Annotated in this window: 9 protein-coding genes; 7 read left to right on the top strand and 2 right to left on the bottom strand. The window is 73.8% G+C overall.

Going from position 1 to position 10,687, the window contains the following annotated elements; translation table 11 throughout:
• The first annotated feature begins 199 nt into the window (after positions 1 to 199).
• The 3 genes from hppD to ACZ58N_RS31685 are packed head-to-tail and all read left to right on the top strand — an operon-like array spanning position 200 to position 3,809.
• On the top strand, positions 200 to 1,276 hold the full coding sequence (gene hppD, locus ACZ58N_RS31695; RefSeq protein ID WP_471166878.1) for a 4-hydroxyphenylpyruvate dioxygenase: 1,077 nt from the start codon (positions 200 to 202) through the stop codon (positions 1,274 to 1,276).
• Positions 1,273 to 2,457 carry an alpha-hydroxy acid oxidase gene (locus tag ACZ58N_RS31690; RefSeq protein WP_471166875.1) on the top strand — a complete coding sequence of 395 codons (1,185 nt, stop codon included), beginning with the start codon at positions 1,273 to 1,275 and terminating at the stop codon, positions 2,455 to 2,457. Before hppD ends, ACZ58N_RS31690 begins: the two co-directional genes overlap by 4 nt.
• Positions 2,454 to 3,809, top strand: coding sequence for an aminotransferase-like domain-containing protein (locus ACZ58N_RS31685; protein WP_471166873.1), 1,356 nt, complete (start codon positions 2,454 to 2,456; stop codon positions 3,807 to 3,809). Before ACZ58N_RS31690 ends, ACZ58N_RS31685 begins: the two co-directional genes overlap by 4 nt.
• Before the next feature lie 22 nt (positions 3,810 to 3,831).
• Here ACZ58N_RS31685 and ACZ58N_RS31680 read toward each other — a convergent pair whose 3' ends face one another.
• Both ACZ58N_RS31680 and ACZ58N_RS31675 read right to left on the bottom strand, forming a co-directional pair.
• Positions 3,832 to 4,497: a response regulator transcription factor gene (locus tag ACZ58N_RS31680; protein WP_471166870.1), complete on the bottom strand. Its 666-nt coding sequence runs from the start codon at positions 4,495 to 4,497 to the stop codon at positions 3,832 to 3,834.
• A gap of 23 nt (positions 4,498 to 4,520) precedes the next feature.
• The gene (locus ACZ58N_RS31675) at positions 4,521 to 6,209 is read right to left on the bottom strand and encodes a sensor histidine kinase (RefSeq protein ID WP_471166867.1); all 1,689 of its coding nucleotides are present in this window, start codon (positions 6,207 to 6,209) and stop codon (positions 4,521 to 4,523) included.
• Positions 6,210 to 6,343: 134 nt separating this feature from the next.
• Between ACZ58N_RS31675 and ACZ58N_RS31670 the strand changes: the two genes are divergently transcribed.
• The 4 genes from ACZ58N_RS31670 (at position 6,344) to ACZ58N_RS31655 (ending at position 10,645) form a co-directional block, all read left to right on the top strand.
• Positions 6,344 to 7,288, top strand: coding sequence for an ABC transporter ATP-binding protein (locus ACZ58N_RS31670; protein ID WP_471166864.1), 945 nt, complete (start codon positions 6,344 to 6,346; stop codon positions 7,286 to 7,288).
• Positions 7,289 to 7,293: 5 nt separating this feature from the next.
• On the top strand, positions 7,294 to 8,094 hold the full coding sequence (locus ACZ58N_RS31665; RefSeq protein ID WP_471166861.1) for an ABC transporter: 801 nt from the start codon (positions 7,294 to 7,296) through the stop codon (positions 8,092 to 8,094).
• A 217-nt stretch (positions 8,095 to 8,311) separates the two neighbouring features.
• On the top strand, positions 8,312 to 9,220 hold the full coding sequence (locus tag ACZ58N_RS31660; RefSeq protein WP_471166859.1) for a prephenate dehydrogenase: 909 nt from the start codon (positions 8,312 to 8,314) through the stop codon (positions 9,218 to 9,220).
• Positions 9,221 to 9,436: 216 nt separating this feature from the next.
• Entirely contained in the window at positions 9,437 to 10,645 is a 1,209-nt protein-coding gene (locus tag ACZ58N_RS31655; RefSeq protein WP_471166857.1) for an alpha/beta hydrolase family protein, read from the top strand.
• Positions 10,646 to 10,687: the final 42 nt, after the last annotated feature.

Below are 10,687 nucleotides of genomic sequence, written 5' to 3'. Positions count from 1 at the left end.
AACAACCCGCTGACGTGCAGGTCAATCGATTGTTCGGGCTTATCCGGGGGTCTTGAGGCATTGGATATCCGGCGGATAGCCGGGGTATATGGCGGATTTGTAGACTGTTACTCGAATTCACGTCCAATTTTGCTGGCAGAGAATGCCCGAGCCCTTTCCTGCGGGCTCTTGAGGGCATTCACCCGTTCTTGGAGCCGCCATGCCGCCGAGTGCCATCGCCTACGCCGAGCTGTACGTTTCCGACGACCGCGAAGCCGCCGGCTTCCTCATCGACAGCCTCGGTTTCACGCCGGTGGCCGTGGCCGGTCCGGCCACCGGGACGCGTGATCGAAGGTCCACCGTGCTGCGCGCCGGCTCGGTCACCCTCGTCGTCACCCAGGCCCTGCGACCGGACGGACCGGTCGCCGGATACGTGGAGCTGCACGGCGACTCCATCGCCGACCTGGCGTTCACCTGCGCCGACGTGACGGAGACCTTCGACCGGGCCGTGCTCGCCGGCGCGGCCGTCCACCACCGGCCCGAGCCCTCCCGGGTCCGTGGTCAGGGCGGCGAGTACGCCGTGGTCTCCGGCTTCGGGGACCTCCGGCACACCCTGCTGCCCACGTCCGGGGGGCCCGCCGGGCACCTGCCGCCCGACCGGGACTGGGCCCTGCTCCCGGCCGCCGACACCGCTGGCTCCGGGGCCCGGCCCGTCCTCGACCACGTCGCCGTGTGCCTGGAGGCGGGCACCCTGCGCGCGACGGCCGCGTTCTACGAGGCCGCCTTCGGGATGCCGTACTACTCGTCTGAGTACATCCAGGTCGGCGAGCAGGCGATGGACTCCATCGTGGTGCGCAACGCGGACGGCGGAGTGACCTTCACCCTCATCGAGCCCGACGACTCCCGACTGCCCGGCCAGATAGACCGGTTCCTGGCCGCGCACAACGGCGCCGGCGTCCAGCACCTGGCCTTCCTCGTGGACGACATCGTCGAATCGGTCCGCACCCTCGGCGGTCAGGGCGTGGAATTCCTGAAGACCCCGGCCGCCTACTACGACCTGCTCGCCCGCCGGGTCGGCGGCCTCGCGGACCGCATCGCCGAACTGCGCGCGACGAGCGTCCTCGCGGACCGCGACGAATGGGGCTACCTGCTGCAGATCTTCACCCGCTCGCCCTACCCGCGCGGCACGCTCTTCTACGAGTACATCCAACGCAACGGGGCCCGGGGCTTCGGCAGTTCCAACATCAAGGCGCTGTACGAGGCAGTCGAGCGGGAACGGGAAGTGGCCGGCCGATGACGGCCGCGGCCCACCCCCGAACCCCGCCCGGGCCGGCCGGGCCCGGCCGGGCGGCGCCCCGTCCCCTCCCGCCGCACCGACCCGGCGCCCCGGAACTGACCCCGGCCGACTTCGCCGACCGGGCGCGCGCCCGACTGGAGCCCGAGGTATGGGACTTCATCGCGGGCGGGGCGGGTCGGGAACGCACCCTCGCGGCGAACGAGGCCGTCTTCGACGCCGTGCGCCTGCGCCCCAGGGCCCTGCCCGGCATCGAGGAACCGGACACCTCGGTGGAGGTGCTCGGCTCCCGCTGGACCGTTCCCGTCGGGATCGCCCCCGTCGCCTACCACGGGCTCGTCCACCCGGACGGCGAGTGCGGCACCGCCCGCGCCGCCGGCCGGCTCGGCGTACCGCTCGTCGTCAGCACGTTCGCCGGACAGCTCCTGGAACGGGTCGCCGAGGCGGCCACCGCCCCGCTGTGGCTCCAGCTGTACTGGTTCCGCGAACCGGGCCTCACCCTCGGGCTCGCCCGCCGCGCCGCCGCCGCCGGATACCGGGCGCTCGTCCTCACCGTCGACACCCCCTTCACCGGCCGCCGGTTGCGCGACCTGCGCAACGGCTTCGAGGTGCCCGCCCACATCGGGCCGGTGAACCTGGCCGGTTCCGCCGCCGCGGGTGCGGCCACCCCGGGCGCGCACAGCCGGCTGGCCTTCGACCGTGCGTTGGACTGGAGCGCGGTGGCCCGGCTGCGGGACGGGAGCGGCCTGCCCGTCCTCGCGAAGGGCGTCCTCACCGCCGCCGACGCCGAGGCGGCCGTCGCCGCGGGCGTCGCCGGGATCATCGTGTCCAACCACGGAGGCCGCCAGCTCGACGGAGCGCCCGCCACCCTCGACGCGCTGCCCGAGGTGGTGGCCGCCGTCCGGGGCCGCTGCCCGGTCCTGCTGGACGGCGGCGTCCGCGACGGGTCCGACGTACTGGCCGCCCTCGCCCTCGGCGCCCGCGCCGTCCTCGTCGGCCGGCCCGCGCTGTACGCGCTCGCCGCCGGGGGCACCGAAGGCGTCCACCGGATGCTCACGCTGCTGGCGGAGGAGTTCGCCGACACCATGGTCCTCACCGGCCACGCCACGACCGCCACGATCGACGCGGCCACCGTCGTCCTGCCCGGACCCGGCCGGCCCGCACAGGACAGGAGCCCCGGATGACCACCACCGCCCGGACCGCGGACCCCGGCCGGGTCCTCGACGGGGGCCCCGGCCGGGTCCTGCGCCGGACGGCGCTGCACGCCAGCCTGTCCGACCCGACGCTCGACACCATGAACTTCCTCAACGAGGTCACCTCCCGCTACCCGGACGCGATCTCCTTCGCGCCGGGCCGCCCCTACGAGGGCGATTTCGACGTCGCGCGGATCCCCGGCCTCATCGACACCTACCTCGACCACCTGCGGGGCCTCGGTCACTCCGAGGAACGGATCCGCACCGCGCTCTACCAGTACGGGGAGACGGCGGGGCAGATCCGCGACCTGGTCGCCCGCATGCTGGAGGTCGACGAGGACCTGATCGTGGACCCGGCCGCCGTCGTCGTCACCGTCGGCTGCCAGGAAGCCATCGTGCTGGCCCTGCGCACGCTGTTCCGGGACCCCCGGGACGTGCTCCTCGTCGACAGCCCCTGCTACGTCGGGATCACCGGCGCGGCCGGCGTGCTCGGGATACCGGTCGTGGCCGTCCCCGGCGGCGACGACGGCGTGAGCCCGGAGGCCCTCGACCGCGCGGTCCGGGAGATCGAGGCCGGGGGCCGCAGGGCCAGGGCCCTCTACGTGGTGCCCGACTGCTCCAACCCCTCGGGCGTCAGCATGAGCCGCGCGCGGCGCACCGAGCTCCTCGACGCGGCGGCGCGGGCCGACCTCCTCATCCTGGAGGACAACCCGTACGGAGTGTTCAGCACGGTCCGCCACCCCACGCTGAAGTCCCTCGACACCGACCGGCGGGTCCTCTACCTGGGTTCCTTCGCCAAGACCGCCTTCCCCGGCGCCCGCGTCGGGTTCGTGGTCGCCGACCAGCACGTCGAGAGCGCCGACGGGGGCCCGCCGACCCTGCTCGCCGCCGAACTGGCCAAGATCAAGAGCATGGTGACGGTGAACACCTCCAGCCTGGGCCAGGCCGCCGTCGCCGGCCTGCTGCTGCGCGGCGGGGGCGGGCTGCGGCGCGCCAACGAGGCGGCGGCCCGCCACTACCGGCGGACCATGTCCCTCATCCGGGACACCCTGGCGGAGGAACTGCCGCCGGGCGCGCCCCGGTCGGCGGGAGTCGGCTGGAACGACCCCCGCGGCGGGTTCTTCCTGACCCTCGACGTGCCGTTCCCGGCGGACGAGGCGGCGCTGCACCGGTCGGCTCAGGACTACGGGGTGATCTGGACCCCGATGCGCCACTTCCACCTCGACGACGCCGGGGACCGTCGCATCAGGCTCTCGTGCAGCTACCTGACCACCGCCGACGCGGTCGAGGGGGCGCGCAGGCTGGCCCGCTTCATCAGGGACACCGGGTCCCGGGCCGGCTGAGTCGGCGGTGGCGCGCGGCGGCCTACCGGAGGTCGCCGCCGTCCTCCACCAGGCCCGCCTTGTAGGCGATGATCGCCGCCTGGACCCGGTTGCGCACCCCCAACTGGGCGAGGATCGCGCTCACGTACGTCTTGATGGTGCCCTCGACCAGGTGGAGCCGCTCGGCGATCTGCGCGTTCGACAGACCGGCGCCCAGCATCCCGAGGACCTCGCGCTCGCGCTGCGTCAGCAGGTCGGTGCGACCGCCCGGATCCTCGCCGCGCTGCGCGGGCGCCCGGCGCAGGTCGGTCATCAGCCTGCGGGCGACCAGCGGCGACAGGCAGGAGCCGCCGCCCGCGACCGCCCGGACGCCGGCGATCAGGTCCCGCGGGTCGGAGGCCTTCAGCAGGAACCCGGCCACCCCCGCGTCGAGGGCCCGCTCGATGTACTTGTCCTCCCCGAAGGTGGTCAGCATGATCACCCCGGTCTCCGGGTTGGTGCCGCGGAGTTCCCCGGCGGCGGTCAGCCCGTCCATCTCGGGCATCCGGATGTCGAGCAGGGCGACGTCGGGCCGGTGTTTGCGGGCCAGTTCGACGGCCTCGCGGCCGTCGGAGGCCTCCGCCACCACCTCGATGTCCGGGTCGGTGGTCAGGATGGAACGGACCCCCGCCCGGATGATCATTTCGTCGTCGGCGAGAAGTACGCGCATCGTCCGCTCCTCGGGCTTCGTTGTCACAGACTGTCCTTGGCCACCAGCAGATCATCCTTGAAGCACAACCGGTACATGCGGTTGCCGAGTTGGAGGACGTTCCCGCCCGTCCGGTAGTACTCGCAGGACGTCCCCGCCGGCACCGGCGGTTCGGAGACGACCGGCGGCGGTTTGCTGATCCGGCGCTCGGGCAGGACCGCCGCCAGCTCGGCCCGCGGCTGGCCCGGCCGGATCCGCGCGTAGTCCCCGGGGTCCAGCGAGGTGAGCGCGGACGTGAAGACGTACAGCCCGACCAGCAGGACGACGAGGCCCGCCCCGATCAGCACGGGGACCCGCCCGGCCCGCCGCACGTCGCGCCGCAGCCGGGACCGGGCCCGGCCGAGGGCCGCCCCCGAGTGACTGCGGCCCGGTGGCGGCGCCGCCTCCGGATGCGGGTAGGGCTCGGTCTCCTCGAACCCTCCGGCGCCCCGGGCCGTCCCGGCCGGTCGGGCGGCGTCCGCACCGTCGGGCCCGTCCGGCGCCGCCGACGGGTTCCTCGGCAGCCGCGCCAGTACCTCGAAGCCGCCCGATCCGGGGCCGGTCCGCAGCGAGCCACCGGCCAGCCGAACCCGTTCGTCCAGCCCGATCAGCCCCGAGCCGCTGCCCACGGCCGGGGCGTCGGCCGGTCGGTCCGGCAGCTTGTTGAAGACCCACACGACGCTTTCACGGGGGCGGTGGGTGACCCGTACGGTGATCGCCGCGCCCGGCGCGTGCTTCGTCGCGTTCGTCAGGGCCTCCTGCACCACCCGGTAGGCCGCCCGGTCGGCGAGCAGCGCGAGCGGTGGGGCGTCCTCGCCCTCCTCGACGAACCGCACCGCCATCCCGGACCGTTCGAAGCGGCGCACCAGATCGGCGACCGACTCGTCGGAGGGGCTCAGCGGGGAGGGGCTGCCCTCGTCGCGGAGCAGCCCGATCACCTCGTGCAGTTGCTCGGAGGCCCGCGTGCACCGCTCGCGCAGCTGCGTGATCGTCGCCCGGTGCTCCTCGGGGACCCCCCGGGCCAGTTCGAGGGCCCCGGACAGCAGGGCCATGACGCTCAGTTCGTGGCCGAGAGAATCATGGATGTCCTCGGCGATCCGCGAGCGTTCCTTGAGCCGGGCCTGCTCGGCGATCCAGCGCTGTTTCCATTCCAGTCGCTCCGCGCGCTCCCATCCGGCGTGCATGAGCGCGGCGCGCCGGCTCCACCAGTAGCCCACCCACCACGGCAGGACGGAGGTGGCGAAGCCCACCATCAGCAGGCTCAGCCAGTCCTTCATCTCGGCGAACCCGGCCGTCACGGCCAGCCCGGTGAGGGCCACCAGGGCGAACACGGCGTGCGCCCGTGCGGGCGCGGTCAGCCTGCTCCCGGCGAGGAAACTGAGGACGAGGGCCGCCACGGCGGTCCACACGCTGCTGCCCAGCCAGGGGTAGAGCCCGCACAGCGCGGCGGCGAGCAGCAGGGACAACAGCGGGACGGTGCGTTCCACCGCGACCGCGGCGGTGATCATCAGCAGGGCCGCGAGCCAGGGCCCCGGGGCGGACGTGAGCCGGCCGGCCTCCAGCACCGCGGGCGCCAGGAGGACGGCGAGCAGCACCAGGGTGCCGCGCTCGCCGAAGGGGCGGGCCCCCGGGCTCCCGGACACCCGCGCCACCAACCGCTCCGTACGCCGCCGAACGGCACGCCATCGCTGCATGCCAGCAAGCTACAAGAGGGCCGGCGCCGCCAAGACCTGTCGAAAGTCGTGTGCGTTCGTTGCCGATCGCCAGATGTTCGGGGTCCGTGGAATTCCTAGAGTCCTGGTATGCCCTCGGAAGGAGCCAGCAGGCGATGATCACTTTGGACCGACTCACGAAGCGGTACGGCGACAAGACGGCCGTGTCCGACCTTTCCTTCGAGATCAACCCGGGCAAGGTGACCGGGTTCCTCGGCCCCAACGGCGCGGGCAAGTCGACGACCATGCGGATGATCGTCGGCCTGGACGCGCCGACGACGGGCCGGGCGCTGATCGACGGCAAGCCGTACGGGTCCCTGCGCCACCCGCTGCGGGAGGTCGGCGCCCTGCTCGACGCCCGCGCCGGACACCCCGGCCGCTCCGCCTACCACCACCTGCTCGGCATGGCCCGCAGCAACGGGATCCCGGCCTCGCGGGTGAACCAGGTGCTGGAGACCGTCGGACTCACCGAGGTCGCCAAGAAGCGGATCGGCTCCTTCTCGCTCGGCATGGGCCAGCGGCTCGGCATCGCGGCGGCGCTGCTGGGCGACCCCAAGGTGCTGCTGTTCGACGAGCCGGTCAACGGCCTCGACCCCGACGGGGTGCGCTGGGTCCGCGAGTTGATGCGCTCGCTGGCCGCGGAGGGCCGCACGGTCTTCGTCTCCAGCCACCTGATGAGCGAGATGCAGGAGACCGCCGACCACCTCGTGGTCATCGGCCGGGGCAAGGTCATCGCCGACGCCCCCATCGAGGAGGTCATCGCGGGCAGCTCGCTGAACGCGGTGAAGGTCCGCACCACGCAGCCCGACGTGCTGCGACGCGAACTGGTCCGCTTCGGGATGAGCGTCGAGCCGGAGGACGACGCGCGGTACGGCGAGTTGATCGTCGTCGGCGGCAGCCTGGAGCAGATCGGTGACCTCGCCTTCGCGAACCAGGTGCCGGTGCACGAACTGAGCCCGCGCAAGGCCAGCCTGGAGCAGGCCTACATGGAACTCACCGCTTCGAGCGTGGAGTACACCACCCCTTCCGTTTCCCTCGCCGCCGACGCCCAGAAGGTGTGATCGACATGACGACAGCAACCGCACCCGCGCCCCGGCTCGTCGGCCCCGTCAGGGGCGGTGGTCTGCGGGGGGCCCTGGCCTTCGAGTGGACCAAGCTCTCCAGCGTCCGGGCGACCTGGTGGAACCTCGCCGTCGGCCTGGTCCTGACCGTGGGCTTCGCGGCGATGGTCGGGATGTCGGCCGCGGCCAGCGCCGCCAAGGGGGTCGACGTCGCCTCCCCGGCCCCGCACGCCGCCGCGCAGGCGTTCCTGATCTCCCAGCTCACCGTGGTCGTACTGGCGACGCTGGCGCTGACCAGCGAGTACGCCAGCGGTTCGATCCGCACCACGCTGCAGAGCGTGCCGGCCCGCGGCCGGATGCTGTTGGCCAAGACGGGCGTCGTCGTCGCGGTCGTCGCGGTCGCCGGGTTCGTGTTCAGCGTGCTGGCGTCGCTGACCACCGCCGCCCTCATGGGCGAGGACGGCGCCTACACCGGCGGCGACCTGTTCGCGACGGCCCTCGGGGCGTCCGTCTACCTGGGTGCGCTCGCGGTGATGTCCATCGGCATCGGGACGGTCCTGCGCAGCGCGGCCGGCACGATCACCTCGCTCATCATGGTCCTGCTGGCCCTGCCGCAGCTGATGACCGTCGTCGGCGCGAAGTGGCTGGAGACGGCCAGCGAGTACATGCCGAGCGTCGCCGGCACCGTCCTGATGACGCAGGACACCCGGCCGTACGGGAGCGGGACGGCCGTCCTGGTCCTGCTCGTGTGGGCCCTCGCCGCGGCCGTCGCCGGTCACGCGGTGCTCCGTAGGCGCGACGCCTGAGGCGCCGGGAGCGGGACCACGGCCCTGCGGGGGCCGCACGCCAAGGGGCGTGCGGCCCCTTTCCCGTGTGCCCGGCCCGCGGGAGTCGCCGGCGGGAGTCGCCGGCCGGGCCGTGGGGATCGGCGGGTTCCCGTCGATAGCGGGGCGATACGCGCCCCATATCCGGCTCCGCGACAGTGGTCGACGGTCAGAACCGACGGATGGGGAGGGCGCCCGCATGCGCACCGTGGCGATCGTGGGCAGCGGTCTCATCGGAGCCTCGGTCGGCCTCGCCCTGCGCAAGCAGGGCGTGACCACGTACCTGATCGACGAGGACCCGGCGGCGGCGTCCGCCGCGGAGGCGCTGGGCGCGGGGCTGGCGCAGCCGGTCCGGGAACCTGCGGACCTCGCGGTCATCGCGGTGCCGCCCACCCGGGTCGCGGCCGCCCTGGCGGAGCACCAACGGCGGGGCACGGCCCGCTTCTACACGGACGTCTCCGGCGTCAAGGTGCGGCTGCACCGGGAGATCGAGGACCTCGGCTGTGACCTTCCGGCCGTCGTCGGCGGCCACCCCATGGTCGGTGGCGGGTGGGCGGGGCCCTGGGCGGCCCGCGCCGACCTCTTCGAGGGGCGCCGCTGGGTGCTCACCCCGAACGAACTCACCGACAACCTGGCGCTCAACCACGCGCTGGAACTGGTGGCCCTGTGCGGGGCGGTGTCCGTCGTGCTCGACCCCGAGACCCACGACCGGGTCCTCGCGCTCGTCTCCCACGCCCCGCACCTCATCGCCAGCCTGGCGGCGGCCAGGCTGCTGGACGTGGACGAGGCGGCCATCCGGTTGGCCGGTCAGGACCTGCGGGACATCACCCGCGGCACGGGCGGCAACCCGGAGACGTGGACGGACATCCTGACGGCCAACGCCGGTCCCGTCGCCGATCAGTTGGACGTCTGGGCCGCCGAAGTGCGGCTGCTGGCGCAGGAACTGAGGGCGGTGGACCGGTCCACCGACGGCCTGCGGCCCGTACGGATTCCGGAGCTCCTCCGCTTCGGGGCGGCCGGCCGCGCGCGCATACCCGAGGACCTCGGGGTCCGCGAGGAGGGGAATGCCCCGGAGGGGCCCCTCGTACGGACGGCCGGAGGAACGTGAAAGCATTCCGTTTTATCCGGCTGTGACCGCTCCGACCCTGTCGAACGTCCCGGGTGAACGGCCGGGAACCAGTGCCGAAAGGCCCTGCGGTCGGTAAGGGGGAAAGCTGTCCGAATTCCCCTCGCCCGGAATGATGAAATGCCGGAGCGGAGCTTCCGTTTCTTTTTCCGGCTCATAGTCTGACGGTATTCGTACATCTCAAGGAGATGAACACCGATGCCGTCGATCAGCTCCGCGCGTTCTCCGCGCTCCTACGCCCTCGCCGCACTGTTCGCGGCCGTACTGGCCCTCGCGCCGGCCGCCGACACCGCCCGGGCGGGCGCCGCCGCCACCGGACCGCCGGGGCCCACCCGTACCGTCGGACCGCGCCTGCCGGCCCCGACCGGCGGCCTGTCCGTGGGACAGCGGACCCTGGCCCTGCGCGACACCTCCCGCGAGGACCCGTGGGAGCCGGGCCGGGCCCGGGAGCTGATGCTCTCCGTGTGGTACCCGGCACTGCCCTCCGGGGCGCCGCGCGCGGCCTACGCGACGCCGCGGGAGTCGGCGATGATCCTGCGGCAGCACCGCGTCGGGGGAGTCCCCGAGGACCTGCTGAGCCGGATCCGGACGCACGCCCGTACGGGGCCGCCGGCGCTGCCCGCGGCCGGCGGCGGGCTGCCCCTGGTCCTGCTGTCGCCCGGCTTCTCGTTGCCCCGCACCTCGCTGACGGCGCTCGCCGAGGACCTGGCGAGCCGGGGCTACGCGGTGGCCGCGGTGGACCACGCGTACGAGGCGGCGGCCATCACGTACCCCGACGGCCGGGTGACGGGCTGCTCGGCCTGCCGGCCCGCCGTGCGGGGGGCCGCGGTCGCCGCGACCCGGGCGGCGGACCTCTCGTACGTCCGGCGGCGGCTCACCGGAGCGGGCGGCGGCGTCGGGGCGGGCCTGCCGAGGATGGACCCGGCGCGGGTCGCGGTCGTGGGCCACTCCATCGGCGGCGCCGCCGCCTTCGAGGCGATGCGCCGGGACCCGGCCTTCGTCGCCGGGGTGAACATGGACGGCACCTTCCAACCGTCGGACACGGGCCCGCTGGAGCGGCCGTTCCTGCTGCTGGGCGCGGACCGGCACGGCCTGCCGGGGGCCGACCCGAGCTGGGACCTGGCCTGGCGGCGGCTCACCGGACCCCGGGCGTGGTTCTCGGCGGCCGGGGCGGTGCACACCTCGTTCACCGACTACGCGGCGCTCACCGGGGTGACGGGCCCGGCGACCGCCGGGGGCGGGCCCGTCACCCCCGACCTGCCCGGGGCGCGGGCCGTCCGGCTCACCCGCGAGCTGGTCGCCGCCTTCCTCGACGGGCACCTGCGCGAGGGGTCCCGCCCCCGCGCCGAAGCCCTGCTCGACGCCGTGCGGGCCCGGCACCCCGACCTGCGCGGGCACGGAAGGTGAGTGCGAAGCCGGACGGATAACCGACGGAAACGCCGACTGCCT

This window comes from Streptomyces sp. NPDC040432 (genome assembly GCF_055595445.1).
Note: the sequence above shows the minus strand (reverse complement) of the source record. Positions and strands in the feature narration are given on the sequence as shown.

Coding starts and splice junctions, on each gene's coding strand:
- hppD (WP_471166878.1), top strand. CDS start 200: ATGCCGCCGAGTGCCATCGCCTACGCCGAGCTGTACGTTTCCGACGAC.
- ACZ58N_RS31690 (WP_471166875.1), top strand. CDS start 1,273: ATGACGGCCGCGGCCCACCCCCGAACCCCGCCCGGGCCGGCCGGGCCC.
- ACZ58N_RS31685 (WP_471166873.1), top strand. CDS start 2,454: ATGACCACCACCGCCCGGACCGCGGACCCCGGCCGGGTCCTCGACGGG.
- ACZ58N_RS31680 (WP_471166870.1), bottom strand. CDS start 4,497: ATGCGCGTACTTCTCGCCGACGACGAAATGATCATCCGGGCGGGGGTC.
- ACZ58N_RS31675 (WP_471166867.1), bottom strand. CDS start 6,209: ATGCAGCGATGGCGTGCCGTTCGGCGGCGTACGGAGCGGTTGGTGGCG.
- ACZ58N_RS31670 (WP_471166864.1), top strand. CDS start 6,344: ATGATCACTTTGGACCGACTCACGAAGCGGTACGGCGACAAGACGGCC.
- ACZ58N_RS31665 (WP_471166861.1), top strand. CDS start 7,294: ATGACGACAGCAACCGCACCCGCGCCCCGGCTCGTCGGCCCCGTCAGG.
- ACZ58N_RS31660 (WP_471166859.1), top strand. CDS start 8,312: ATGCGCACCGTGGCGATCGTGGGCAGCGGTCTCATCGGAGCCTCGGTC.
- ACZ58N_RS31655 (WP_471166857.1), top strand. CDS start 9,437: ATGCCGTCGATCAGCTCCGCGCGTTCTCCGCGCTCCTACGCCCTCGCC.